Genomic DNA, 24,368 nt, shown 5'->3' on the forward strand with positions numbered 1-24,368 from the left:
CCCGGTAGGGGCCGCCTTCGTCAGGTCGGGTCAGGCAGTTCCGGTGTCCCGGAGGCGGGCTTTGTAAGCTCGCAGCACCCCGTCGCGGCCCTCGGCCACGAGACGGCGCAGCGACTGCGGATGCCCGCCGCGGGCCAGCCAGGCGTCGGTCAACGCGACCGTCTCCTCGCTGACCTGGTACACCGGGTACGCCAGCTCCACGAACTCCTGGGCCGGCTCGCTGTCCGAGTGGGCCCACACGTCGCCCACCACGTCGAAGAACTTCGCCGCGTACGGGGCGGTCAGCGCCACCTGGCTGGACGTCTGGAAGCCCTGCAGCAGCGAGCGGTGCAGCCAGTTCGGCAGCTTCTCCGGCCCGGTCAGCCGCGCCCACACCTGCGCCTTGTTCTCGGCGGTCGGGATCAACGCCCGGGCCAGCGCGGCCTCCCGCTCGCCGCTGGCCGTACGGTCGCCGTTCAGCTCGTCCTCGATCTGCTGGTCGGTGGCCGCACCGAGCGCGGCCAGCGCGTGCAGCAGCGACCAGCGCAGCTCCGTGTCCACGGTCAGCCCCGCGGGCACGCCGGCGCCGTCGAGCCAGCCGCGCAGCGTGGCCTTGTCCGCGTCGCTGCGCGCCGCCCCGATGAACGCCCGGGCCCAGGCCAGCTGGAAGCCGCTGCCCGGTTCGGCCGCGGCGACGGCCTCCTTCGCCAGCTGGGCCAGCGTCGCCCAGCCGGTCGGTGCCCACGCCGGGTCGGCGTACAGGGCCACCGCGCCGGCCGCCTGCCGCAGCGTCACCGTGACCAGGTTGATGTCCTGCTCGGCGGGCAGGCCGCTGGTCACCAGCGCCACATAGTCGCGGGCGGCCAGCTCGGCGTCGCGGACCATGTCCCAGGCGGCCGCCCAGCACAGCGCCCGGGCCAGAGAGGAGTCGAAGCCGCCGATGTGCCGCACGACCGTGGCCATGGAACGCTCGTCCAGGCGCAGCTTCGCGTACGTGAGGTCCTCGTCGTTGAGCAGCAGCACGTCGGCCGCGCGCTTGCCGGTCAGCCCGGTCAGCTCGGTGCGTTCCCCGCTGACGTCGACCTCGACCAGTTCGCGGCGCACCAGCCGGTCGCCGTCGAGGTCGTACAGGCCGACGCCGATGCGGTGGGTGCGCAGCGTCGGGTAGGCGGTCGGGGCCTCCTGGTGCACCGCGACCCGCGCGTACGTGCCGTCGTCGGCGATCTCCACCACCGGGCGCAGCGTGTTGACCTGGGCGGTCTCCAGCCACTGCGCGGCGAACTTGCGCAACTCCCGGCCCGAGGCGGCCTCCAGCTCGGTCAGCAGGTCGTCGAAGGTGGCGTTGCCCCACTGGTGCCGCTGGAAGTAGGTGCGCAGCCCGGCCAGGAACGGATCCAGCCCGACGTACGCGACGAGCTGCTTGATGACGCTGGCGCCCTTCGCGTACGTGATGCCGTCGAAGTTGACCTCCACGGCCTCCAGGTCGGGCATCTCGCAGTAGACCGGGTGGGTCGAGGAGAGCTGGTCCTGGCGGTAGCCCCAGTTCTTGCGCATCGACATGAACGTCGTCCACGCGTCCGTGAACCGGGTCGCCTGGGTGTTGCACCAGTGGCTGGCCCACTCCGCGAACGACTCGTTGAGCCACAGGTCGTTCCACCAGCGCATCGTGACCAGGTCACCGAACCACATGTGGGCCAGCTCGTGCAGGATCGTGTTGGCGCGCTGCTCGTACTCGTAGTCGGTGACCTGGGAACGGAAGATGTAGTGCGCCTCGGCGTGGGTGACGCAGCCGAAGTTCTCCATCGCGCCGGCGTTGAAGTCGGGCACCCACAGCTGGTCGTACTTGGGCAGTGGGTAGCGGACCCCGAAGTGCTGGTGGAAGAAGTCGAAGCCCTGCTTGGTGATCAGGAAGATGTCGTCGGCGTCCAGGTGCTGCGCCATCGACGCCCGGCAGTACACGCCCAGGTCGATGCCGTCGTGCGAATCGCGCACCTCGTGGTACGGCCCCGCGCACAGCGCGGTGATGTACGAGCTCATCCGCACCGACGGCGGGAAGTGGACCGTCTTGGCGCCGGGCCCGGCGGGCTCGGTGCGCTCCGCCGGCATGTTCGACATGACCTTCCAGTGCGCCGGCACGGTCGCGTGCCAGGTGAAGGAGCTCTTCAGGTCGGGCTGGTCGAAGCAGGCGTACACCCGCTGGGCGTCCGCGGTCTCGAACTGGGAGTAGAGGTAGATCTCCTTGTCCACCGGGTCGAGGCTGCGCTGCATGCCCTGCCCGCTGGCCGAGTACGCGAAGTCCGCCTCGACCCTCAGCGTGTTCTCCGCGGCCAGCCCGGTCAGGGTCAGCCCCTTCTCGGCCGACCACCCGGAGGTGTCGACCGGGGCCCCGTTGAGCAGCGCCGAGTGCAGGCCGACCGCCGCGACCTCGATGAACGTGGCCGCCCGGGGTTCCGAGCAGCGGAACGTGACCGTGGTGACCGACCGGAACGTGTTCTCACCCGGATTGCCGGAACCGTCGGTGAGGTCCAAAGAGATGTCGTACCCGGTGATCTCGAGCAGGCGGGCCCGCTCCGCCGCCTCCACCTGGGTCAGGTTCCGAACTCCGGCCACGTTGCCTTCTCCTCATGCTGAATCTCCGCACCCTGCGCTGGCTTGTCGCGGCTGCGGCGAGTGGGAGCGGCGCGCCCCCACCCGAGTTTTCCACGACACCCTATGCGGTCCCTGGGTGGCGCACTTCACCGAGCGCGGGGGAGATCTTCCTCCACGCCACCAACGCGGAGGGTGGAGGATCGGTTCATGACTGAACGTGCCACCGTCGACATGTGGTTCGACCCCCTATGTCCGTGGGCGTGGATGACGTCCCGTTGGCTGCTGGAGGTCGAGAAGGTCCGCCCGCTCGATGTCCGATTCAACGTGATGAGCCTGTCCGTCCTCAACGCCGGCCGTGATCTTCCCGAGCAGTACCAGGAGCTGATGGCGAAGGGGTGGGGACCCGTACGGGTCTGCATCGCCGCCGCCGAGGCCGCCGGCCCCGAGGTGCTGCGCGATCTCTACACCGCCCTGGGTACCCGGATCCACCTGCAGAAATACGAGCTTGACGAGAAACTGCTCACCGAGGCCCTGGCGGAGGTGGGCCTCGACCCGGCGCTGGCCGCCGCGGCGAGCACGGACGCCCACGACGAGGCGTTGCGGGCCAGCCACGACGCGGGCATGAAGCCGGTGGGCACCGACGTGGGCACGCCGGTGATCCACGCGCCGGGCCCGGTGCCGGGCGAGAAGGTCGCGTTCTTCGGCCCGGTCGTCACCCCGGCGCCCAAGGGCGAGGCGGCGGGCCGGCTGTGGGACGGGGTCCTGCTGGTCGCCGCGACGCCCGGCTTCTTCGAGTTGAAACGTTCCCGCGACATCGGTCCGATCTTCGACTGATTCACCACCGGAGGCCTCCGGTCGGCGTTGAGTGGTGGTATCACCACCCGACCGGAGGCTCCGATGTCTGAAACCGACAGCGTCGCCAGCACCGCGGTCGCCGTGCAGCGCGGCGCCTGGGCGAGCGTGTGCCCGGCCCTGCCGCCCGAACTCGCGGAGATGGTGGCCCCGCCCGTGGTGGTCACGCTCGGGCCGGTGGGCACCGACGCGGTTCCCCCGGGCGATCCCGGAGACGGCGCGGGGCCTGACGGCCCCCGGCACGCCGCGCCGGGACAGCCACGGCCCAGCTCCGCCCCGGGACGGCACCGCCGCGCAGCCCGCGCGCACTGACCGTACGGCCCGCCGGTAGGTTGCGTGCCATGACGGTCGTGCACCCGATCAGCCGGGCCTGGATCACCACTGGCGGCACCGGCGCGCAGAACTACGACGAGTTCGCCGACGACGCCGAGATCACGGAGATCATCGCCGCGAACCCGCACAGCGCGCTCGCGGTCGAGATGCCGCACCGCGCGCCCGAGTCGCTCGGCAGGTCGTTCCTCGACGCGCTGCCCGACGCGGCCGCCCGGCTCGCCGCCGAGCAGGCCCGCGGCGGGTACACCGCCGCCGAGCAGGTCGTCGTCCTGTACCGGATCGCCGCCCCGGGCGAGCCCACCGGCTACGGCCTGTGGGCCATGGTCGACACCGACCAGATCTCCACCGCGGCCGACGAGCCCGGCCTGGTGATCCGCAACGAGGACGTCTTCATCGCCAAGGTGCGCGAGCGGGTGGCCCTGGCCGAGACGCTGCGGACCCTGCTCTCGCCGGTTCTGCTGCTGCAGACCGGCCGGGGCGCGGAACTGCACGCCGCGCTCGCGGCCGCCGCCGCGACGGCCGGTGAGCCCGCCGCGACCGACACCGACCAGTCCGGCCGTACCCACAGCATCTGGGTGATCCCCGCGGGCCCGTTGCAGGACGAGCTGACCGCGCTGGCCGGGGGCGGCGAACTGGTCGTCGCGGACGGCAACCACCGCAGTCTCGCGGCCCAGACCGGTGGCCTGCCCCGCTTCCTCGCGGTGGTCACCACCCCGGAGTCGGTCGCCATCCAGCCGTACAACCGCCTGGTGGCCGAGCTGCCGGTCGGCGACTTCCTGCCCGCGTTGCGCGCGGCGGGCGCGCAGGTCGAGGAGCTGCCGCGCCCCGCGGCCGTGCCCGCCAAGGGCGCCGTCGAGCTGTACGTCCAGGGCCGCTCGTACTCGGTGCTGCTGCCGCAGGCGGCGGGTGCGCCCGCGGTCGACAACCTGGATCACGCGCTGGTCGAGCGGGTCCTGCTGCGCGACGTGCTGGGGCTCGACCCGGGCGACAAGCGGATCTCGTACGTGGGTGGCGACTATTCGGCCGACTGGCTGCGCGGCGAGGTCGACGCGGGCCGCGCGGAGCTGGCCGTGCTGATCGCCCCGGTGACGGTTGACGACTTCGTGGCGGTCAACCTGGCCCGGCAGAAGCTGCCGCGTAAGAGCACCTGGTTCACCCCGAAGGCGCGGGCGGGCCTGGTCCTGGCCGAGCTGGGCTGACGGGCGGGCCGGGCCGTGGGGCTGCACCCGCAGGTCGAGCAGTCGCTGCGGATCCGGCGGCGGCCACCGGCGGACCTGCTCGACGCCGACCCGCACGCGCTGCTGCGGTTCGTGCGGCTGGCGATGGAGGAGACCAACGAGGCCGAGTGCGGTCCCGCCGTCCCGTTGCCGGTCGTGGCCGACGTGGACGCGGGCGGGGTCCCGTGCCGCCTGTACGCGGCCCGGCACGGCGCGCCGGTCTTCGTCTACCTGCACGGCGGCGGGTGGACGTACGGCAGTGTGGAGACCGTCGACCGGCTGTGCCGCCGCATCGCCGACCGGTCCGGTTGCGCGGTGCTGTCCGTGGGCTACCGGCTGGCGCCGGAGCACGTCTTCCCGGCCGCCCTGCGCGACGTGGAGACGGTGCTGGGCTTCGTCCGCGCCGAGGGCGCCGACCTGGGCGTCGATGCGTCCCGGCTGGCGATCGGCGGGGACAGCGCCGGGGGCCAGCTGGCCACCGTGGCCGCCCGCCGCCAGCGCGACGCGGGCACCCCGCTGGACTACCAGGTGCTCGTCTATCCCGCGATCGACCCGATGACCGCCGCGGAGTCGTACGACGAGGTCGGCGGCTACGGCCTGGACCGCGCCTCGATGCGGCTGGCGTGGGAGACGTTCGCCCCCGACCCCACGGACCGGTACGGCCCCGACGTCGCGCCGCTGGCGGCACCGGACCTGTCCGGCATGCCGCCCACCCTGCTGATCACCGCCGAGTTCGACGTCCTGCGCGACGAGGGGGCGGAGTACGCGGACGCCCTGCTGGCCGCCGGTGTCCCCGTGGTGCACGTCCGGTACGCGGGGGTCAACCACGGCTTCGCCCGCAAACTCGCGGTCTTCGATGCGGCCCGGTGCGCCGCGGATCACATCGCCGTCACCCTGCGGGCCGCGCTGACGTTCTGATCGCGGTTTGACAGACTGCGGGTCATGCGCGTCTACCTGGGTTCGGATCATGCCGGCTACGAGCTGAAGAACCACCTCGTCAACCACCTGTCCAAGCAGGGACACGAGGTGGTCGACGTCGGCCCGCACGGCTACGACGCCGAGGACGACTACCCGCCGTTCTGCCTGAAGACGGGTGCCTCGGTGGTGGCCGACCCGGGCAGTCTCGGAATCGTCATCGGCGGATCGGGCAACGGCGAGCAGATCGCCGCCAACAAGATCGAGGGGGTGCGCTCGGCGCTGGCGTGGAAGGTGGAGATCGCCCAGCTCGCCCGCCAGCACAACGACGCGAACGTGCTGGCGATCGGCGCCCGCCAGCACACCCTGGACGAGGCGGCCACGTTCGCGGACGCGTTCCTCAGCACGCCGTTCTCGGGCGATCAGCGGCATGTGCGGCGCATCGCCCAGCTTGCCGACTACGAGCGCACCCGCGAGCTGCCGCCCCTGCCGTCGTCGGGGTCCTGAGCCTCCGCGCCGGGCGTTCCCCGGGGCCGGGTAGGGCGGAGTCAGCGGCGCGGCTGGTCCTCGCGGGGCGTCCAGTGGCGGCGGACGATCGTCAGGGTGGCATCCGCCTCGGCCAGCTGCTCTGCCGTGGGGCGGGCCGCGTCCCGAGCCCGCAGTGCGGCGCTGAGGCTGACCTGCGACGACCCTGAGCCGACCAACCCGCGAAGCCCCCTTTCGGACTCGCGGTCGTCCGCCCCGCCCGCACCCGCGCCCGAGGTGGGCCGGGGGCCACCGCCGGGCACCGGCCGCGATCCACTCCCGGGTGCGGTGCGCGGGGTGCCGCCGCGCGGCACACGCCCGCCGGGACCGCGCCGGACGGCCGTGGGTGCCGTGCTCCCACGGTCGTCGCCGGGGTCCCCGATCGCCGTCGTCGCCGCCGCGGCTTCGGGGCTCACCGGCGCCTCCGTGGTCGCCGGGAAGGCGGCGCGCCCGGCCACGTCGGCCGGAGTGACGGTGTCGGCCGGGCCGGCGGTGTCGGCCGGGCCGGCGTCAGCGCCGGTGGTGGCGGCGCCTGTGGTGGTGGCGGCGGACGAGGATGGTCGCACGCGTCGGCGCCGACGTTCGGTTTCGCCCATGCCGCCGAACCTACCGCCGCGGACGGCCGTCAGAACACCTCGGTGGGATGCGGCTGCCGGTGCCAGCCGAACGCGGTCGACGCGGCCGCCAACGCGCCCGGGGTCAGTTCCCGCACCCGCCCCGCCGCCTCCAGGGCGGTCAGCGACGTCCCGCCCAGGTACGCGGCGCCCAGCTCCAGCACGGTGCAGGACAGGTCGGCCGGGTCGGTGGTGGGGGTGCAGGTGGCGCCGGCGGGACCCGCGGTGAGGCGCCAGCGGCCGGTGTTGGTCGCCAGCAGGGCGTCGGTCACCTCGATCACACGTCGACGTCCGTGGCGTACCGGCGGGCCGCCAGGGCGCGGGGCAGGTCGACCAGGCGGATCCAGAGTCCGTCCGAGATCCGGGTGCCGAGGCGGCGGGGCTCGTCGACGAGGTGCTGCAGCGGCTCGTCGAGAGGGCGGAATTCGGCCGTCGCATTGCGGGTGAGGTCGATGGAGAGCAGGAAACGCCACAGCGTCGCGTAGGTGGCGGCCACCTCACGGATCCGCACCTCGCCGTCCGGGCCGTGCCTGTCCCAGTGGGGCACTCCGCGCCACAGGGCGTACCCGGTGGGGCCGCCGGGGGTGTCGTGCACCACCCCGTGCAGCGCGGTCGCGCCACGGCGCAGGGATTCCGCGTCGGCGAGGACGTACTGCCACCAGCGGTCGTCGCGGCTGGACCAGCCGGGGCGTTCGGGGCGCAGCTGCTCGTACACCTTGGCCAGGTCGGCGACGGCCTCTCCCGGCTGGACGAGTCGCAGCCGGGTGGCCTCGCCGGGAGGAGCCGGTGCCGGGTCGGTGAGGCGGATCTCGCGGGTCATGACGTCGAGGTGCAGGTGCTGCGACGCCAGGCCGTACCCGAATCTGGGGTAGATCTTGCCTTCGCTGGCCCACAGCACCGCGACGGCCTCGCGCCCGGCGGCGGCGATCTCGCCGAGCTGGCGGCGCATCATGCGGGTGAGCAGGCCGCGGCGCCGGTGGGTCGGTGCCACGCCGACCTGGGTGACGTGCGCGGCCGGGATGACCGCGCCGGGCACGGTCAGCTCACGGGTGTACGCGGCCGCGTGCCCCACGACGACCCCCGCGTCGTCGGCGACCAGCGCGCGTTCCGGCTCGAACACCGCACCTTCGATGTCGCGCATCGCCTGGTCGTGAGGTTGGTGGAAGGCCTGGCCGACCATGTCCGCGATGGCGGCCCAGTCGTCGGCGCCGCCGGTCCTGAGCTGAATCTCCGAGGAGTCCATGGGGTTCTGTGTAGCCGACGGGGCGCGTGGCGGCGAGCTGTTTGCGGGCTCGTTACTCTCGATGGCAGCACTGACGATCCGCTTGACCCGGGGGAGGAGCACGATGCCGGACCAGCCACGGTGGTCGGAACGGACGCTCGACATGCCGCCGCAGGACCCTTGGGCGGAGCCGCCCACGGTGCCGCAGCCGCCTCCGCCCGCCGCGCCGGGTGAACCGACGGCCGTGCAGGGCCAGGCCGGCGCGTCGCCGGGACAGTTCCCGGTGCACGCCGAGGCGCAGCCCTTCTCGCGGGGCCGTGCGCAGGTGAACCCGAATCCGCGGACCCGGCAGTTCGCCGACCATGAGGCCACCGGCACGGGCTGGCCGGGTGCCGCGGCGCCGCGCGAGCGGCACTCCCTCGGCTGGCATGTCCAGCAACTGCGCCGGGGCAGCGAGTGGAGCACCGCGGCCCTGCTGTGGGCGTTCGTGTGCTGGGGGATCTGGGCGATCTCGACCAGCGGCACGCTGACCGGGCCGATCATCATCTTCCTGCTCTGCGTGGTGGTGGCGGCGGGCCTGTTCGCGCTGTCGCGCTTCGTCGGCCGCCTGGTGCTGGAACGGCAGTTCGGCCGGGTGCGGCGGACCGCGAAGGGGTCGCACCTGGTGGCGGGCCTGTTCCTGGTCGGGGTGGGCTTCGCGCATCTGCAGCAGACGGCCTGGGTGATGCGCAGCTACCACTGGGTCGTGGGTCTCTTCGGCTGACCCCGCTCCACCAAGCTCGAAACCCCTCGGGACGACTCCCGAGGGGTTTTCTCCGGCTTGACATGTGACCATTTGGTCACATAACTTTGCGTCATGACGGACGACGACCGGGTATTCAAAGCCTTGGCCGACTCCACCCGTCGTTTCCTGCTCGACCTGCTGTTCGCACGCGAGGGCCGCACGCTCACCGAGCTGGAGTCCGAGCTGGAGATGACGCGATTCGGCGTGGCCAAGCACCTCAAGGTGCTGGAAGAGGCCGGTCTCGTCGTCGTGCGCCGCTCCGGCCGGGAAAAGCTGCACTACCTCAACCCCGTGCCCATCCGGCTGATCCACGACCGGTGGATCGACAAGTACACCGAGCGTCACGTGGCGGCGCTCGTCGATCTCAAGAACGCGCTGGAGGAAGAATCATGACGACCGAAACCGTCACCACCACCCAGGTCTACCGGGTCTGGATCAAGGCGACCCCCGAGCGGATCTGGGCCGCCATCACCGATCCGGACTGGAACGGCCGGTACGCCTACCAGGCGCAGAGCTTCTTCGACCTGAAGCCGGGCGGCTCCTTCCATGCGGCCGCCAGCAAGGACATGAAGGAGTACGCCGCCGCGCAGGGCTTCGACCTGCCCGACACGATCATCGACGGCGAGGTGATCGAGTGCGACCCGCCCCGGCGGCTCGTGCAGACCTGGCGGATGCTCATGGACCCGACCACCGCCGCCGAGCCGTTCACCCGTCTCACATACGAGATCGAGGAGACCAAGACCCAGCCCGGGGTCTGCCGGCTCACGCTGACCCACGAGCTGCCCGGGGCCCCGGCGACGGCCACGATGGTCGCGAGCACCGAGGACGGTGCCGCCGGCGGCGGCTGGGCCTGGATCCTCAGCGACCTCAAGACGCTGCTGGAGACGGGTTCCCCCTTCGCCGGCTGAGCCCGGCCGGGGTGCGCGGCCAGGGGCGGCGGCGGCGGAGTCCTCGTCGTCGCCCCCGGTCCCGGAACCGCTTCCGTAGTTCGGAGAGCGTTTTCCCGGAACCGGTTGCACCAGTGGCTTCTCTCGATTGGCCGACCGTCTGCTATCCATGCCCATCTCTTGACGGCCCGGGCCGTCCAGCTGCTTTGCTGTGATGCAACTCATTACGGGCTTGTTACCGAGGGGATTGCATCGCATGACGACCCACCGCCATGGGCACGCAGATCTCGAGGCGGGGCGGCCCGGCGGCCGACACCCCGGCCGCTGGCTGGCCCTGAGCCTCATTCTCACCGTCACCGCCGTGATGACCGGCCCCGCCGCCGCCGGGGCGGCACCCGCGGGCCCGCCCGGGCTCGGCCCCAACGTCACCGTCTTCGACCCCGCCATGCCGGTCGCCGACATCCAGGCCGCCCTCGACGCCGCCTCCACCAAGCAGGTCGACAACGAGATGGGTACGGCCCGGTACGCGTTCCTCTTCAAGCCCGGCACGTACGGCACCGCGGAGCACCCGCTGCAGGTCAAGGTCGGGTACTACACCGAGATCGCCGGTCTGGGCGCGGCACCCACGGACGTGGTGATCAACGGCAAGGTCGAGGTCTACAACCGGTGCCTCGAGAACGGCACGAGCAACTGCCTCGCCCTGAACAACTTCTGGCGCACCCTGTCGAACCTGACGATCAATGTGCACACTGCCGGTCAGGACGGCTGCCGCGGGTCGGCGAACTTCTGGGCCGTGTCCCAGGCGGTGTCGCTGCGCCGCCTCAACATCACCGGCGCGAACCTGTCGCTGATGGACTACTGCACCGCCGGCCCGCAGTACGCCAGCGGCGGCTTCATCGCCGACTCCCGGCTGCCGTTCGTGGTCAGCGGCTCCCAGCAGCAGTGGATCACCCGGAACAGCGAGGTGGGCGGCTGGTCCAACGGGGTCTGGAACCAGGTCTTCTCCGGCGTGGTCGGTGCGCCCGCGGAGGCGGGGTTCCCGAACCCGCCGTACACGGCGCTCGAGGCCACCCCGGTCAGCCGGGAGAAGCCGTACCTGTTCGTCGACGGCAAGGGCCGGTACCAGGTCCGGGTGCCGTCGGCCCGGCGCAACACGTCGGGGGTCTCCTGGGCCACCGGTCAGACCGCCGGGTACACGCTGCCGCTCAGCGACTTCTTCGTGGCCCGGCCGTCCGACTCCGTGCAGCGGATCAACCGTGAGCTCGCCCGGGGCAAGCACCTGCTGCTGACGCCGGGGATCTACGACGTCGCCCGCAGCATCGAGGTCAAGCGTCCCGACACGGTCGTCCTGGGGCTGGGCCACGCCACCCTCACCGCGGTCGGCGGCGCGGTGCCGCTGACGGTCGCGGACGTGCCCGGCGCGATCGTCGCCGGGGTCACGATCGACGCGGGCACCCAGGAGTCGCCCCTGCTGCTGCGGGTCGGGCGCCGCGGCGGGCACGGCTGGAGCAGCGTGGCCGATCCGACGACCCTGTCCGACGTGTACTTCCGGGTCGGCGGGCCGCACATCGGCAGGGTGGACACCGCGCTGGAGATCAACAGCGACAACGTGCTCATCGACCACACCTGGGTGTGGCGGGCCGACCACGGGGTCGAGGGCCTCACCGACACCCAGCGCTGGCACACCAACATCGGGCGTACCGGTGTCGTGGTCAACGGCGCCGACGTGACCGCGACCGGCCTGTTCGTCGAGCATTTCCAGCAGTACAACACGGTGTGGAACGGCGAGCAGGGCACCACGGTGCTGTACCAGAACGAGCTGCCGTACGACCCGCCGACGCAGGCGGACTGGATGAACGGCACCGTCGAGGGGTACGCCGGATACAAGGTCGGCAAGCGGGTGAAGACCCACCGGCTCTACGGCGCCGGGGTGTACGTCTTCAACCAGAACAACCCGTCGATCCACACCGAGAACGGCTTCGAGGTACCCGACCGCCCGGGCGTGAAGTTGCACCATGTCATGACGGTCAATCTCAGTGCGGGCACGATCGACCACGTGGTCAACGGCGTCGGCGGCCCGGCCGACACCACGAAGATCGGGCAGCCGGTGTACGTCGCGGACTACCCGGCCCCATAACCGGACCTGAGAACGAAGGGCCGGAGCTGCGACAGCTCCGGCCCTTCGGCGTTGCTCCGTCCGGTGCTTGTGTGTGGCTGTGGAGGGGGCTAACCTGCAACCATATGGTTGTAGATGGGGTGGCGGTGTCGATGGGCGGCGGTGTCGATCAGGGCCAGGCCGACCGCATCTTCCACGCCCTGGCCGACACCACCCGGCGCGACATCCTCGCCCGGGTGATCCGCGCGGAACAGTCCGTCTCCGCGCTGGCCCGGCACTACCCGATGAGTCTCGCGGCCGTACAGAAGCACGTGGTGGTGTTGGAACGGGCCGCCCTCGTGGTCAAGCAGAGGCGAGGAAGGGAGCAGGTCGTGCACGTCGACATGGCCGCGCTTCGCCGGGCCGCCCAACTCCTCGACCGTTTCGAGGAGCTGTGGCGGCACCGCGCCCACGGCATCGAGAAGATCCTGGCCGAAGACCGAGCAGTGCCGAAGATCGAGAAGGGAACCAACCCGTGACCGTGATCAGCACACACAAGAATGTCGAGGCCTTGACGCTCACCTTCGTCGCCGAGTTCGACGCGGGCGTCGACCGGGTGTGGCAGGTATGGCAGGACCCGCGCCAGCTGGAGCGGTGGTGGGGGCCGCCGACCTGGCCGGCCACCTTCGACCGGCACGAGTTCGTAGCCGGTGGACAGTCCCGCTACTACATGACCGGCCCCGAGGGGCAGAAGGCGCGGGGCTGGTGGAGCATCACCGCCATCGAGGCACCGCACCGGCTGGAGTTCGACGACGGCTTCGCGGGCGACGACGGCGAACCCGTGGACCTCTCCGACGCCACGCACACCGTCGTGACGATCGAGACCGCAGGTCAAGGCACACGCATGACAACGGTCACCACCTTCGTCAGCTCGGAGCAGTTGGAGAAGATGTTGGCCATGGGCATGGAAGAAGGCATGCGCCTGGCCATGGGCCAGATCGACGACGTACTGGGGCGGGCGACGCGCTGAGAGCGGCGCCGCCCCCGGAAGGAGCAGACCCCGTTGAGCGAGCCGAAGAGCCACACCCTCGACGCTCCCGGCGCCGTGTTGCACTACGACGTCCGGGAGGCCGGGGCCGAACCGGGCCCGGCCCTGCTGATGGTCGGATCGCCGCTGACCGCCAGCGGGTTCGCCAGCCTCGCCGAGCACTTCGGAGACCGTACGGTGATCACCTACGACCCTCGGGGTGCCGGGCGCAGCGAGCGCGCTGAGGCCGGGGGCGAGGTAACGCCCGAGCAGCATGCCGACGACCTGCACCGGCTGATCGCCGCGCTCGGCGGCGGTCCGGTGGACGTCTTCGGCAGCAGCGGCGGCGCGGTCAACGCGCTCGCGCTGGTGGCGCGGCATCCCGGCGAAGTGCGCACGCTGGTGGCGCACGAGCCGCCCACGGCGGTGGTCCTGCCCGATCGCGAGCCGGCACTGGCGGCGCTGGTGGACATCCGCCGGACGTACGAGCGGGACGGCTTCGGCCCCGGGATGGCGAAGTTCATCGCGTTCACCAGGATCCACGGCGAGGTGCCGGCGGAGTTCGCCGAGCAGCCCGCCCCGGACCCGGCGGAGTTCGGACTGCCGAGTGACGACGACGGGACCCGCGACGACCCGCTGCTCGGCCAGAATCTGCTGACCTGTACGGGGTTCGTGCCCGATGTCGCCGCCCTGCGCGCCGCCCCGACCCGCATCGTGGTCGGTGTCGGCGCGGAAACGGAGGGCGAAATGGCGCACCGGGGCGGGCTGGCCGTCGCGGACCTGCTCGGCACGACGGCGGTCACGTTCCCCAGCCATCACGGCGGGTTCCTCGGTCCCGATTCCCCGGTGCCGGGCGACCCGGAGGCGTTCGCCGTCACCCTGCGCCGGGCCCTCACCGGGCCGGGCTGAGCCGGGCGACCGCGCGTTCGCCGGTAGCGGCCGTGCCGTGTCGCCGGGATCGTCACCGCGGTGGTCGCGGCTCTGCTGTTGATCGCGGCCACCGCCGTCGCGGTGTCGCTGTCCATGAACGGGTGAGCCCGAAGCTCATCCGGATGTGTGTCGGGCCTGCTCCAGGTTCGACTGGTGGGGGCCGGAGAGCCAGTCCTGATCGAGACGCGCGTCGACCGGTTCCACTCCTCGCCGCAGCGCGTCGAGGTAGGCATGATCGGCGGCCAGGCGGGCCGCCACCTCGGGCCCCTCGGCTACGGCCCCATGGCCGGGGACCAGGACGTCGATGTGCCGGGCAGCCTCGCCCAGCCGCTCCAGCGCCCTCTCATAGGCGGCCACCTGATCGGGGCGGCGTGGGTCGAGGAGCGGGATCAGGACGTCGGAGAGCATGTCGCCGGCGAGCAGGACGCCGCGGTCCGCGAGCAGGACCGCGGCGTGGCCGACGGCGTGCGCCTGATGCTCGAGGATCTCGCCCGGCACAGGCTCGCCGTCCACGGGCAGCGGGGTGAGGAGCCCGATCAGCTCGGAAGGGATGCCCGAGGCGCTCTCTGCCGCCATCTTCTGCGCGCGCTCCCGGGCTTCACCAGCAGCCTGGGCGGCGGCGGGGGTGGCATAGCGCGGGACGTCGCCGAACCGGGAATGCCAGAGCAGGTGGTCCCAGTGGGGATGGGTCGAAAACCCGGCGACCACCGGAATGCCCAGCCGTTCCACGTCATCGGCGAGTTGGTTCAGATCGGAACCGTCGATGCCGGGATCGACCAGGATCAGCCCGTCCTCCCCGCGCACCACGATGGCATTGCTCCAGACCCATTCGCTCTGCCGGACCCATACGCCGTCGGCCACCTGATTCAGCACCGATTCAATCTGTCAGGTATCGCCGTACGGCGCGAGCAACTGCCCGGTGGGACGGCGACAAATTGTCGCCGATCGGTACCGTGCCCGACATGACCGCGACCGTTGCGCAGATCACGGACCTTGTCGATGCGACCGCGCCGGGGCTGGCGAGGGCCGACGTGGCAATCCTCTTCGGCTCAACGTTGCCCGAGCCCGTGGCGCCTACCGCCGCCCTGTTGCGAAACGGGTTGGCGCCGGTGGTGGTGCTCACCGGCGGTCCCAACCGGCGCATTCCCGAGCATGTCGAGAGCGAGGTCCACGCCCGGCTGCTACAGGAGGCAGGTATCGCCCCCGAGCGGATGCTGATCGAACGAGAGTCGAGGACCACGGTCGAAAATGTGGCCTTCGCTCGGCCACTCATCGAGGACCGTCTGGGACAGGTGCGCACGGTCGTCGCGATCGTGAAATGGTGGCACCGCCGCGCGTTGCACGTGCTTGCCGCGGGCCTGCCCAGCGTCGAGCGCATCTACTCCCTAACCTGGGATCCGCCCGCCCGGGCCGACGGCGGGCGCTACAGCCGGGCAACCTGGGCGTCCAGTACGGACCACGGCCGCATCGAACGCGAGTACCGGCACCTTAAGGATCTCCTCGATCGTGGAGACCTTCCCGCACTACGGCGAGACGGAAATGGCTGGACACGGCTGGCAACTGAGTGTGACGACGAATCCGGTTCGCGCCGCGGGTTGGTGTCGTCGCTGCCCTTGCAGAATCCCTGATCCGGCCCGGTTCTGTCGCGGCCGGCTCCAGTGGTGGCGCATCGAGTGAGCGTCACCAGAGGGCGTGCGCTGATCCAACGATGGGATCTCAGGGTGGGTACTTCGCGTACCGCCGCGCCGGCAGCCCAACCTGATCAGGCGGGTTCGATTCCCGTCGCCCGGTCCACAGCGGAACGGCCCAGGTCACCGGCGGTATCCCGGACCCGGCCTGCGGGCGGTCCGCGAGTGCCGGTGCCGCCATCCCAGAGGTCCGGCGTCGGCGGCCCGGTTCGAGCGCATCTAGGACGCACAGAAAGTTCTCACGGGGATTTGCGATATGCGAGATGCGCGCGAATTGCCTGAAGAGCGCAACTGTTCTCGGCAGCATCTCTCCAGCACGTGAGCTCCGCGCGACTTGACACGTGGTGTTCAATTGACCTCGCCCCTGTTCGGTTCCCGCCGCTGAGGCAAATTAATGATCGGAAGCTGCGCCTTCGGTGTCATTTCATCAGCAATTTGTTTGCGTACCCGAACTCTAGGAGTAATGCGCCATGGCTAAACAGGGCGGGAGCCGCCAAGGCCGGAAGCACGGTTCCAATGGGCGAGGCCGTGTGGACAATCCTTCGAATACGCGAGCGACGTCCTCGAAGGCTCGGACGGACCTGGCGTCGGCCGCAGGAAACTCTAATCACTCTAGGTCCTCCACCGAGGATCGCCTCACCGACACCCAGGTTTTCGACCGCATTATTGAGAGGGCGACCCACCCGGGGAAACTAACGTACGTGCTGGCATTCGCCGTTATGTCGATGGCCTTGCCTTGGCCTCGAGCCATTGTGGATCCAACTTCCGTGGGTGGTCCTGCGCGGCAAGCGATCCCATGGCTACTGGCAGGCTTCACCTTCCTGTCTTACGGCACTCTGACCGTGTTCGCCTATTGCTTGCTCATCGGTGGCGCGAGCGAGGCGAATAAGAAGTTCGTGGCCGCCGTCCTGAACCGCGCAGGCATCGGGGCGGCGCTTGGCGCCCTGGTCGGTTTGCGCGTCGCTCCGGTATTGCTCCAGGCGCCTGGAGGGAATGCAGGTCAGGCGGACTTCACGGATTGCCTGAGCGACGTAGGCAACATCGTCACGATGCTCACGCTCATGTTCGTCGGGACGGCATGGAAGTATTCTTTCGCCCCCGTAAACGAGGCGGCCGCCACACTTGCACGGCACGTAGAGTGGCTCAAGCGCTATTCCGATGGTGCGGTAGTTCGCAAGCTAATTCCCTTCATCCTCTTGTGGGGCATCAATCTTGTTGCATTTCAATTTGCGAGAACGATCTTCTTTGAGGTTTCAGCAATCATGAAATAGCACTGATCCGGGTACGGCCACGGGAGCGCCCGGCACCGCGGCATTGCGGGGTGACGGTCCCTGCCTGGGTTCTGACACCCACCGCAGACCGAACGTCGGTCACATCTTTACGGCGGGCCCGAGGAGTTCGAGTGCACGGGCGTCGAACCGTCGTACCTCGTGCGGCGTGGCTGAAGGTCGCGGACGGTGGCGATGCACCAGGGCACCCTCCGAGCACGACCCCATCGGCTGCCCCTTCGGTGGATTCAGCCGCGAAGCGGTCAATCTGACGGACCTGACCCAGGTCGCCGGAAGCAGTGGGCTGCTTCTCCGAACAGGTGCGGTGCGTCGATGAATTCGGCCCACTCTGGCTCATCCTCGGGCATCTACACGCACGCCACCAAGCAGCACGACAAGGCCATCGCCGATGCGCTCAGCGCCCGCCTCGAAGCCGAATTGGATCGGGCACGTACCGGGCACCAACGCGGCGAAGAGCTCAACCAACACGAACGGCCCGGGTCGGAGAACCTGCCTCTGACCTGGGCCGTTACGCTGTGGAGCGGGCGACGGGAATCGAACCCGCGTAATCAGTTTGGAAGACTGAGACTCTACCATTGAGCTACGCCCGCGAGCCCCGGTTGCCCGGGGACCGCGCACCAGGGTACTGAACGCGCGCCCGTCGCGCGAACCGGATCGCCGGGTGGGGGTGACTCCACGGCACACGCCCCTGGAGCGACCGCATACACTGACGGCGCCACGGGGTGTGGCGCAGCTTGGTAGCGCACTCGCTTTGGGAGCGAGGGGCCGTGGGTTCAAATCCCGCCACCCCGACTGCCACCAACCTCGCAAGCAACAAGGAGTACGCCTGTGAAGAGCACCGTCGAGACCCTGAGCCCGACCCGGGTGCGGCTCGCCATCGAGGTGCCGTTCGAGGAGCTCAAGCCGAGCCTGCAGAAGGCGTACCGGGAGATCGGCTCTCAGGTGCAGGTGCCTGGCTTCCGGCGCGGCAAGGTGCCCGCCGCGGTCATCGACCAGCGGGTCGGCCGCGGAGCCGTCCTCAACGAGGCCGTGCAGGAGGCGATCCCACAGCAGATCCTCGCCGCGGTCCAGGAGCACGAGGTCAAGACGCTGGGCCGCCCCGAGGTGGAGATCACCGAGTTCACCGACGGCAACCCGCTGAAGTTCACCGCCGAGGTGGACGTCCGCCCGGAGATCACGGTCCCGGACCTGTCGACCATCACTGTGACCGTGCCGGCCGTCGAGATCGCCGACGCCGATGTCGACGAGCAGATCAAGGGCCTGCGGGAGCGCTTCGCCACGCTCAAGACCGTGGAGCGCGCCGCCGCCGAGGGCGACTACGTCCAGCTCGACCTGGCGGCGACCGTGGACGGCGAAGAGGTCCCGGGCGGCAGCGCGACGAACATCTCGCACGAGGTGGGCAGCAAGCAGCTGCTGCCGGGCCTGGACGAGGTGCTGGTCGGCATGTCGGCTGAGGAGGAGAACACCTTCACCACCCAGCTCGTGGGTGGCGACTACGCCGGGCGCGACGCCGAGGTGCGCGTCACCGTCCGTACGGTGAAGGACAAGCAGCTGCCCGAGATCGACGACGAGTTCGCCCAGCTGGCCAGCGAGTTCGACACGCTGGAGGAGCTGCGAAACGACCTGCAGACGCGGCTCGCCAAGGTCAAGAAGGTCGAGCAGATCTACGCCGCCCGCGACGAGGCGCTCAAGCAGCTCGTCGAGGCCGCCGCCATCCCGGCGCCCGAGGGCATCGTGAAGGAGGAGGTCGAGGGCCGCAAGCAGGCCATGACCGACCAGCTCGAGCGGATCGGCGCCAGCCTGGCGGACTACCTGGCCTCGGAGGAGAAGACCGAGGAGCAGATCGACGAGGAGCTGACCGAGGCCGCCACCGAGGGTGTCAAGATCCAGCTCCTGCTGGACACCATCGCGGACGCCGAGGACGTGCAGGTCTCCGACGACGAGTTCGGCCACGAGATCGTGCACCGCGCGCAGCGCGCCCAGATGCAGCCGCAGCAGTACTACGACCAGCTCGTGCAGTCGGGCGCTGCGGCGGCCGTCTTCGGCGATGTGCGTCGCGGAAAGGCCCTCGCGTCGGTCATGGAGCGGGTCACGATGAAGGACAGCGAGGGCAACACCCTCACGCTCGACGACCTGCGCGCGGAGGGCGAGGACGAGCACGCCGGTCACGACCACTGACGGTGCGGAAGCGGGCCGGGCCGTCGGGGCCGGCCCGCTTCTGTCCGTACGGGCCGGAGCCGTGCGCTGTCAGCGAACACCTGCCCGAGCGGGAAGCCCCCGCGCGGGGGACCGGTTAGGTTGGTCGTACGACGGACAACCTGCCGGCTGCGAAGTCCGGGCCGGCACAGTCAGCTGCGAAGGGCTGCCATGAGCGATCTGCACTTCCCGGCGAGTCCCCTCCTGCGGGGAGGCGACTCCATCAGTGGCAACCTCGACGACTCGGTCTACAACCGTCTGCTCCGCGAGCGGATCATCTTCCTCGGTAGCGAGGTGACCGACCAGGTCGCCAACCGCATCTGCGCGCAGCTGCTGCTGCTCTCCGCGGAGGATCCCGAGCGGGACATCAACCTGTGGATCAACTCGCCCGGCGGCTCGGTCTACTCCGGTATGGCGATCTACGACACGATGCAGTTCATCGACAACGACGTCGCCACCGTGGCCATGGGCATGGCCGCGTCGATGGGCCAGCTGCTGCTCTGCGCCGGCGCCAAGGGCAAGCGGTACGCGCTGCCGCACGCCCGCATCATGATGCACCAGCCGTCCGGCGGCATGGGCGGCACCGCCGCCGACATCGCCATCCAGGCGGAGCAGATGTTGTACACCAAGCGCATGTTCCAGGAGCGGGTGGCGTTCCACACCGGCCAGGACCAGGCGACGATCGAGGCCGACTCCGACCGGGACCGCTGGTTCACGGCGCAGGAGGCCCAGGATTACGGCTTCATCGACAAGGTGATCACCGGGGCCACCCAGGTCCCCGAGGGCGCCGGAACGCTGAACTGAGGAGCTGAGCAATGACGGACCTGACCATGCCTCCCGGGTTCGCTCCGGTGCACAACCGCTACGTGCTGCCCTCGTTCGTCGAGCGCACCTCGTACGGCGTCAAGGAGTCGAACCCGTACAACAAGATGTTCGAGGACCGGATCATCTTCCTCGGCGTACAGGTGGACGACGCGTCGGCCAACGACGTGATGGCCCAGCTGCTCACGCTGGAGAGCACGGACCCGGACCGCGACATCACCATGTACATCAATTCTCCCGGCGGCTCGTTCACGGCCATGACGGCCATCTACGACACGATGCAGTACGTCCGCCCGGACATCATCACGGTCTGCCTCGGTCAGGCGGCCAGCGCCGCGGCCGTGCTGCTGGCCGCCGGCACCCCCGGCAAGCGGATGGCGCTGCCCCACTCGCGGATCATCATCCACCAGCCGGCCACCGAGGGCGGCTACGGGCAGGGCTCGGACATCGAGATCCAGGCCCGGGAGATCATGCGCATGCGGACGCAGCTGGAAGAAATGATCTCCCGGCACTCTGGCCAGACGATCGACAAGGTCCGCAAGGACATCGACCGCGACAAGATCATGACGGCCGACGAGACCAAGGAATACGGCCTGGTCGACACGGTCCTGGTCAGCCGCAAGAAGAGCCTGCAGACGGCCGGCGTCGGCAGCTGAGCACGGCAAGTCGGGGGCCGGTGAGAGGCGCTACACTGGCTGGCCCCTGACACGCCCGTTTTGGGGGTCGGAGAACCGCCCCTCAACGGGTAACGTCGAGCCTGCAACCTCAGTAACGCGGGTCGGCAGTCGATGAGTTAGTACCGAGGCAGTTTTGTCCTCAGGCCAGGGGCCGGCGCGGGCCGGCCGATGAGCGCAGGGAGAACGTAGGTGGCACGGATCGGTGACGGTGGCGACCTACTCAAGTGCTCGTTCTGTGGAAAATCGCAGAAGCAGGTTAAAAAGCTCATCGCAGGGCCTGGTGTCTACATCTGCGATGAATGCATCGATCTCTGCAACGAGATCATCGAGGAGGAACTGGCCGAAACCGGCGAGGTGAAGTGGGAAGAGCTTCCCAAGCCGATGGAGATCTGCCAGTTCCTGGACAACTACGTCGTCGGGCAGGAACAGGCCAAGAAGGCCCTGTCAGTGGCGGTGTACAACCACTACAAGCGGATTCAGGCCGAGTCCTCCGGAGCGCCCGGCGCGGGCAGCGACGTCGAGGTGGCCAAGTCCAACATCATGCTCATCGGCCCCACCGGGTGCGGCAAGACCCACTTGGCGCAGACGCTCGCCCGGATGCTCAACGTGCCGTTCGCGATCGCGGACGCCACCGCGCTGACGGAGGCCGGATACGTCGGCGAGGACGTCGAGAACATCCTGCTCAAGCTCATCCAGGCCGCCGACTACGACGTCAAGCGCGCCGAGCAGGGGATCATCTACATCGACGAGGTCGACAAGATCGCCCGCAAGAGCGAGAACCCGTCGATCACCCGCGACGTCTCCGGCGAGGGCGTCCAGCAAGCACTGCTCAAGATCCTTGAGGGTACGGTCGCGAACGTTCCGCCTCAGGGCGGCCGCAAGCATCCGCACCAGGAGTTCATCCAGATCGACACCACCAACGTGCTGTTCATTGTCGGCGGTGCGTTCGCGGGCCTGGACCGGATCATCGAGTCCCGCATCGGCCAGGGCGGGGTCGGCTTCGGCGCCCACCTGCGCTCGATCTCCGAGCGGAACACGGACGACATCTTCAGCAAGGTCATGCCCGAGGACATGCTGAAGTTCGGCCTGATCCCGGAGTTCATCGGCCGCCTTCCGGTCATCACCACGGTGCGCAACCTGGACCGGACCGCCCTGATCAAGATCCTCACCGAGCCGCGCAATGCCTATGTCAAGCAGTACCAGCGTCTCTTCGAGCTCGACGGCGTCGAGCTGGAATTCGACGAGGGTGCCCTCGAGGCGATCGCGGACCAGGCGATGCTCCGCGGCACCGGCGCCCGTGGCCTGCGCGCGATCATGGAAGAGGTTCTGCTCTCCGTGATGTACGAGGTGCCCAGCAACCCCGATGCCGCCCGCGTGGTGATCACCCGCGAGGTCGTGCTGGAGAACGTCAACCCGACGATCGTTCCGCGCGAGTTCGTCGGCCGGCGCCGTCGCGAGCGCGAGGAGAAGTCGGCCTGACCCTCGCCGTGTACGACCTTGCGGAAGTCATCGCCCGGATCGAGCGCGACGAACGCCTCCCGGCCGACCCCTGGTTCGATGTCGTCCCGGCACCGGCCCCGAACATCGCGGCCGTGGCCTCGTTCCCTGGGCACGTCGTTGTCGCCGCGGATGTCGACCGTCCGTTCGTGGAATCCTTCACCGACGGCCACGACCTGGCGGCCCCGCTCGGACCGCAGTTCCTCGGCGCCCTCGAGGAACGCCTCCGGCTCGTCGCGGGCAGCACCGATCTGGTTCTGATGGCCCCGCCCGGCGGCGGCGATCGGCCCACCGACCTGAAGCCCGCACCTGACAGCACCCACCCCCGGGCGGTTCGGGCCCGTCTGCACCGTTCCGATGTCCAGGTCTGGCGCACTGGCCCCGGCGTCGTCGTCGGCCGCGGCGTGGCGGGCCGGTGGGAGGTCTCCGTCGAGGTGGACGAGGACGCGCGCAACGGCGGCGTGGGCCGGGCGCTGGCGTCGGCCGCGCGTCACGTCGTGCCCGACGGCCGTCCCGCGTGGGCCCAGGTGGCCTCGGGCAACGTGGCCAGCCTCAGGGCGTTCCTCGCCGCCGGGTACGTCCCGATCGGGGCCGAGGTTCTGCTGACCCCCGTGGCGTCCCAGATCATCTGACCCACGGCCCCTGGTCATCTGACCCCGTCCTCGGGCGGCTCGCTAGGGCCGCCCCGTTCGTGGGCCATACTGGCCGCCGAGCATCCCGGCCGGGAGTCTGAGCTTGGCGCGTCGCGGACACCCTTCGCGGCATGCCTGATCGCCGACGGCCGCCGGGGACCGTACGCTGACATACATGCGCGTCGCCGTCTGTCAGCTGAACGCCCGCGACAACCGTTCCACCAACCTTGCCGTGGCCCGCGATCTCTTGGACCGCGCGGCCGCAGCCGGTGCCGACGTGGCCGTCCTCCCCGAGTACGTCGACTATCTGGGGCCGACAGACGGGGCGCCCAAACCGGAGCCCGTGGACGGCGAGGTCGGATCGTTCTTCGCCGCGGCCGCCAGCGACCTCGGCATGTGGATCCACGCCGGCTCCTTCCACGAGACCGGACCGGACGAACTGCGTACCTACAACACGACGATGGTCTTCGACCCGTCGGGTCGGCTGGCAGCGAGCTATCGGAAGATCCACCTGTATGACGTGGAAATCCCCGGGCGAGTGTCCTATCGGGAATCCAGCTCGGTGGCACCAGGTGACGAGACCGTCGTGGCCGACATCGCCGGTGTTCGCACTGGCCTCTCCATCTGCTACGACCTGCGCTTTCCCGAGCTCTACCGTCGGTTGGCCGTCGATGGCGGTGCGCAGGTGCTCGTGGTGCCCGCCGCATTCATGATGCACACCGGCCGCGACCACTGGGAGGTACTGCTGCGGGCGCGCGCGATCGAGAACCAGTGCTACGTGGTGGCGGCGGGACAGATCGGTGACCACGAGCCTGGCCGTACCTGTTTCGGGCGAAGCATGATCGTCGACCCGTGGGGAACGATCCTGGCGCAGGCCCCGGACGCGGTGGGTATTGTCACCGCCGATCTCGACATGGACCGCCTGCGGATGATCCGCACCGAACTACCCAGCTTGGCGAACCGCCGGCTCTAACCGCCCGGCGCGTTTCCTGGCGGCCGTGGTCGTGCGCCGTGCGAGCCGCTCGGTCCGGTGCGGCTCCGTGGCGGCCAGGTGGAGGCCGCCACGCTCGTCAGGCTGGACGGCTGGCCCACCTGGCTCGTGTGGACCCGCAGCGGTGAAGCGGATCCTGAGGGAGAAGTGGATCCTGACGGTGAGGGACAGCCTGGCGGCAGGGCGGATAACTCCGGCGGAACAGGCGCAGCGGGTTGCACGGCGCCTGGCGAGCGCTCGGCAGCGGCCGGCCTGTCATCACAGGGTTTGGACGAGATAGCTCAGGACTGCGACGCAGACCACTGCGCAGCCGACGAGCACCATTGCCCCGCCCATCCGAGAGGGACCGCGCCGCACCAGCCGATACCCGGCCACGACCACCGTGGCCAGCACGAACAGTCCGATCACCAGCTGCCAGAACGGCAGTAGCAGACCTGTCAACGCTTCGGCGGCGTGCGGCGAGGGAGGGCGCATGCGTGCAACTGTGGCACGGACTGTGGTGCCGGTGGTGCCGATGTGGACGGTGTCGATTTGCGTTGCGCCCCGCGGTCGCGTAACTTTCTCTCTGCCCCGCGGGGAACCGGACGGAACGACGCGAAAGTGACCG

General features: G+C 69.9%; 24 protein-coding genes, 2 tRNA genes and 1 pseudogene. 21 read left to right on the forward strand and 6 right to left on the reverse strand.

Annotation, left to right across the window (positions count from 1 at the left end):
* Window positions 1-30: 30 nt before the first annotated feature.
* Window positions 31-2,589: an aminopeptidase N gene (pepN, locus tag ACMCNO_RS09090; protein ID WP_412748963.1), complete on the reverse strand. Its 2,559-nt coding sequence runs from the start codon at window positions 2,587-2,589 to the stop codon at window positions 31-33.
* 186 nt (window positions 2,590-2,775) lie between these two features.
* Between pepN and ACMCNO_RS09095 the strand changes: the two genes are divergently transcribed.
* The 5 genes from ACMCNO_RS09095 to ACMCNO_RS09115 all read left to right on the forward strand — a co-directional run bounded on the left by ACMCNO_RS09095 (window position 2,776) and on the right by ACMCNO_RS09115 (window position 6,392).
* Window positions 2,776-3,402 carry a disulfide bond formation protein DsbA gene (locus tag ACMCNO_RS09095; protein WP_412748964.1) on the forward strand — a complete coding sequence of 209 codons (627 nt, stop codon included), beginning with the start codon at window positions 2,776-2,778 and terminating at the stop codon, window positions 3,400-3,402.
* Window positions 3,403-3,465: 63 nt separating this feature from the next.
* Complete coding sequence (locus tag ACMCNO_RS09100) at window positions 3,466-3,732, forward strand: hypothetical protein (RefSeq protein ID WP_412748965.1); 267 nt, start codon at window positions 3,466-3,468, stop codon at window positions 3,730-3,732.
* 29 nt (window positions 3,733-3,761) lie between these two features.
* On the forward strand, window positions 3,762-4,952 hold the full coding sequence (locus ACMCNO_RS09105; protein WP_412748966.1) for a DUF1015 family protein: 1,191 nt from the start codon (window positions 3,762-3,764) through the stop codon (window positions 4,950-4,952).
* A gap of 15 nt (window positions 4,953-4,967) precedes the next feature.
* The gene (locus ACMCNO_RS09110; RefSeq protein WP_412748967.1) at window positions 4,968-5,888 is read left to right on the forward strand and encodes an alpha/beta hydrolase; all 921 of its coding nucleotides are present in this window, start codon (window positions 4,968-4,970) and stop codon (window positions 5,886-5,888) included.
* A 24-nt stretch (window positions 5,889-5,912) separates the two neighbouring features.
* Complete coding sequence (locus tag ACMCNO_RS09115; RefSeq protein ID WP_412748968.1) at window positions 5,913-6,392, forward strand: ribose-5-phosphate isomerase; 480 nt, start codon at window positions 5,913-5,915, stop codon at window positions 6,390-6,392.
* Between the two features lie 41 nt (window positions 6,393-6,433).
* Here ACMCNO_RS09115 and ACMCNO_RS09120 read toward each other — a convergent pair whose 3' ends face one another.
* On the reverse strand, window positions 6,434-7,006 hold the full coding sequence (locus tag ACMCNO_RS09120) for a hypothetical protein (RefSeq protein WP_412748969.1): 573 nt from the start codon (window positions 7,004-7,006) through the stop codon (window positions 6,434-6,436).
* A 29-nt stretch (window positions 7,007-7,035) separates the two neighbouring features.
* Window positions 7,036-8,267: pseudogene (locus tag ACMCNO_RS09125) on the reverse strand (GNAT family N-acetyltransferase).
* A 103-nt stretch (window positions 8,268-8,370) separates the two neighbouring features.
* Here ACMCNO_RS09125 and ACMCNO_RS09130 point away from each other — a divergent pair.
* The 7 genes from ACMCNO_RS09130 (at window position 8,371) to ACMCNO_RS09160 (ending at window position 13,948) form a co-directional block, all read left to right on the forward strand.
* Window positions 8,371-9,009 (forward strand): DNA-directed RNA polymerase II, encoded by a 639-nt coding sequence (locus tag ACMCNO_RS09130; RefSeq protein ID WP_412748970.1) that lies wholly within the window; start codon window positions 8,371-8,373, stop codon window positions 9,007-9,009.
* Window positions 9,010-9,102: 93 nt separating this feature from the next.
* Window positions 9,103-9,423, forward strand: coding sequence for an ArsR/SmtB family transcription factor (locus ACMCNO_RS09135; RefSeq protein ID WP_412748971.1), 321 nt, complete (start codon window positions 9,103-9,105; stop codon window positions 9,421-9,423).
* Entirely contained in the window at window positions 9,420-9,938 is a 519-nt protein-coding gene (locus ACMCNO_RS09140; protein WP_412748972.1) for an SRPBCC domain-containing protein, read from the forward strand. The genes ACMCNO_RS09135 and ACMCNO_RS09140 overlap by 4 nt, the downstream gene beginning before the upstream one ends.
* A 343-nt stretch (window positions 9,939-10,281) precedes the next feature.
* Window positions 10,282-12,054: an adenylyl cyclase gene (locus tag ACMCNO_RS09145; RefSeq protein WP_412753657.1), complete on the forward strand. Its 1,773-nt coding sequence runs from the start codon at window positions 10,282-10,284 to the stop codon at window positions 12,052-12,054.
* Between the two features lie 104 nt (window positions 12,055-12,158).
* Window positions 12,159-12,551 (forward strand): ArsR/SmtB family transcription factor, encoded by a 393-nt coding sequence (locus ACMCNO_RS09150; RefSeq protein WP_412748973.1) that lies wholly within the window; start codon window positions 12,159-12,161, stop codon window positions 12,549-12,551.
* Window positions 12,548-13,042, forward strand: a complete 495-nt coding sequence (locus tag ACMCNO_RS09155) for an SRPBCC family protein (protein ID WP_412748974.1) — start codon at window positions 12,548-12,550, stop codon at window positions 13,040-13,042. Before ACMCNO_RS09150 ends, ACMCNO_RS09155 begins: the two co-directional genes overlap by 4 nt.
* 33 nt (window positions 13,043-13,075) lie before the next feature.
* Window positions 13,076-13,948: an alpha/beta fold hydrolase gene (locus ACMCNO_RS09160; protein ID WP_412748975.1), complete on the forward strand. Its 873-nt coding sequence runs from the start codon at window positions 13,076-13,078 to the stop codon at window positions 13,946-13,948.
* Window positions 13,949-14,083: 135 nt separating this feature from the next.
* Here the strand turns inward: ACMCNO_RS09160 and ACMCNO_RS09165 are convergent, their stop codons facing one another.
* A complete protein-coding gene (locus ACMCNO_RS09165; protein ID WP_412748976.1) occupies window positions 14,084-14,842 on the reverse strand; it encodes an MBL fold metallo-hydrolase in 759 nt (252 codons plus the stop codon).
* 89 nt (window positions 14,843-14,931) lie between these two features.
* On the opposite strand from ACMCNO_RS09165, the gene ACMCNO_RS09170 reads away from it, so the two are divergent.
* Together ACMCNO_RS09170 and ACMCNO_RS09175 are read left to right on the forward strand one after the other, a co-directional pair.
* A complete protein-coding gene (locus ACMCNO_RS09170) occupies window positions 14,932-15,597 on the forward strand; it encodes a YdcF family protein (RefSeq protein WP_412748977.1) in 666 nt (221 codons plus the stop codon).
* A 761-nt stretch (window positions 15,598-16,358) separates the two neighbouring features.
* Complete coding sequence (locus tag ACMCNO_RS09175) at window positions 16,359-16,928, forward strand: hypothetical protein (protein WP_412748978.1); 570 nt, start codon at window positions 16,359-16,361, stop codon at window positions 16,926-16,928.
* A gap of 534 nt (window positions 16,929-17,462) precedes the next feature.
* Here the strand turns inward: ACMCNO_RS09175 and ACMCNO_RS09180 are convergent.
* Window positions 17,463-17,536, reverse strand: a tRNA-Gly gene (locus ACMCNO_RS09180).
* A gap of 128 nt (window positions 17,537-17,664) precedes the next feature.
* On the opposite strand from ACMCNO_RS09180, the gene ACMCNO_RS09185 reads away from it, so the two are divergent.
* From ACMCNO_RS09185 to ACMCNO_RS09215, 7 genes are all read left to right on the forward strand, one after another.
* Window positions 17,665-17,738 (forward strand) — tRNA-Pro (locus tag ACMCNO_RS09185).
* A gap of 36 nt (window positions 17,739-17,774) precedes the next feature.
* Entirely contained in the window at window positions 17,775-19,124 is a 1,350-nt protein-coding gene (gene tig, locus ACMCNO_RS09190; RefSeq protein ID WP_412748979.1) for a trigger factor, read from the forward strand.
* 189 nt (window positions 19,125-19,313) lie between these two features.
* Window positions 19,314-19,946: an ATP-dependent Clp protease proteolytic subunit gene (locus ACMCNO_RS09195; protein WP_130511138.1), complete on the forward strand. Its 633-nt coding sequence runs from the start codon at window positions 19,314-19,316 to the stop codon at window positions 19,944-19,946.
* An 11-nt stretch (window positions 19,947-19,957) separates the two neighbouring features.
* Window positions 19,958-20,620 carry an ATP-dependent Clp protease proteolytic subunit gene (locus ACMCNO_RS09200; protein ID WP_412748980.1) on the forward strand — a complete coding sequence of 221 codons (663 nt, stop codon included), beginning with the start codon at window positions 19,958-19,960 and terminating at the stop codon, window positions 20,618-20,620.
* A gap of 210 nt (window positions 20,621-20,830) precedes the next feature.
* Window positions 20,831-22,120, forward strand: coding sequence for an ATP-dependent Clp protease ATP-binding subunit ClpX (clpX, locus tag ACMCNO_RS09205; RefSeq protein WP_130511140.1), 1,290 nt, complete (start codon window positions 20,831-20,833; stop codon window positions 22,118-22,120).
* An 8-nt stretch (window positions 22,121-22,128) separates the two neighbouring features.
* Complete coding sequence (locus ACMCNO_RS09210; protein WP_412748981.1) at window positions 22,129-22,770, forward strand: GNAT family N-acetyltransferase; 642 nt, start codon at window positions 22,129-22,131, stop codon at window positions 22,768-22,770.
* A gap of 175 nt (window positions 22,771-22,945) precedes the next feature.
* Entirely contained in the window at window positions 22,946-23,743 is a 798-nt protein-coding gene (locus ACMCNO_RS09215) for a carbon-nitrogen hydrolase family protein (RefSeq protein ID WP_412748982.1), read from the forward strand.
* A 276-nt stretch (window positions 23,744-24,019) separates the two neighbouring features.
* Here the strand turns inward: ACMCNO_RS09215 and ACMCNO_RS09220 are convergent, their stop codons facing one another.
* The gene (locus ACMCNO_RS09220) at window positions 24,020-24,235 is read right to left on the reverse strand and encodes a hypothetical protein (RefSeq protein ID WP_412748983.1); all 216 of its coding nucleotides are present in this window, start codon (window positions 24,233-24,235) and stop codon (window positions 24,020-24,022) included.
* Between the last annotated feature and the right edge of the window lie 133 nt (window positions 24,236-24,368).

The sequence above is a fragment of the Krasilnikovia sp. M28-CT-15 genome (assembly GCF_047159595.1).
GTDB lineage: Bacteria > Actinomycetota > Actinomycetes > Mycobacteriales > Micromonosporaceae > Actinoplanes.

What these genes read in the sequence shown, in the direction of transcription:
- ACMCNO_RS09095 (WP_412748964.1), top strand. Translation starts at nt 2,776, where the DNA reads ATGACTGAACGTGCCACCGTCGACATGTGGTTCGACCCCCTATGTCCG.
- ACMCNO_RS09100 (WP_412748965.1), top strand. Translation starts at nt 3,466, where the DNA reads ATGTCTGAAACCGACAGCGTCGCCAGCACCGCGGTCGCCGTGCAGCGC.
- ACMCNO_RS09105 (WP_412748966.1), top strand. Translation starts at nt 3,762, where the DNA reads ATGACGGTCGTGCACCCGATCAGCCGGGCCTGGATCACCACTGGCGGC.
- ACMCNO_RS09115 (WP_412748968.1), top strand. Translation starts at nt 5,913, where the DNA reads ATGCGCGTCTACCTGGGTTCGGATCATGCCGGCTACGAGCTGAAGAAC.
- ACMCNO_RS09120 (WP_412748969.1), bottom strand. Translation starts at nt 7,006, where the DNA reads ATGGGCGAAACCGAACGTCGGCGCCGACGCGTGCGACCATCCTCGTCC.
- ACMCNO_RS09130 (WP_412748970.1), top strand. Translation starts at nt 8,371, where the DNA reads ATGCCGGACCAGCCACGGTGGTCGGAACGGACGCTCGACATGCCGCCG.
- ACMCNO_RS09135 (WP_412748971.1), top strand. Translation starts at nt 9,103, where the DNA reads ATGACGGACGACGACCGGGTATTCAAAGCCTTGGCCGACTCCACCCGT.
- ACMCNO_RS09140 (WP_412748972.1), top strand. Translation starts at nt 9,420, where the DNA reads ATGACGACCGAAACCGTCACCACCACCCAGGTCTACCGGGTCTGGATC.
- ACMCNO_RS09145 (WP_412753657.1), top strand. Translation starts at nt 10,282, where the DNA reads ATGACCGGCCCCGCCGCCGCCGGGGCGGCACCCGCGGGCCCGCCCGGG.
- ACMCNO_RS09150 (WP_412748973.1), top strand. Translation starts at nt 12,159, where the DNA reads ATGGTTGTAGATGGGGTGGCGGTGTCGATGGGCGGCGGTGTCGATCAG.
- ACMCNO_RS09170 (WP_412748977.1), top strand. Translation starts at nt 14,932, where the DNA reads ATGACCGCGACCGTTGCGCAGATCACGGACCTTGTCGATGCGACCGCG.
- ACMCNO_RS09195 (WP_130511138.1), top strand. Translation starts at nt 19,314, where the DNA reads ATGAGCGATCTGCACTTCCCGGCGAGTCCCCTCCTGCGGGGAGGCGAC.
- ACMCNO_RS09200 (WP_412748980.1), top strand. Translation starts at nt 19,958, where the DNA reads ATGACGGACCTGACCATGCCTCCCGGGTTCGCTCCGGTGCACAACCGC.
- ACMCNO_RS09215 (WP_412748982.1), top strand. Translation starts at nt 22,946, where the DNA reads ATGCGCGTCGCCGTCTGTCAGCTGAACGCCCGCGACAACCGTTCCACC.
- ACMCNO_RS09220 (WP_412748983.1), bottom strand. Translation starts at nt 24,235, where the DNA reads ATGCGCCCTCCCTCGCCGCACGCCGCCGAAGCGTTGACAGGTCTGCTA.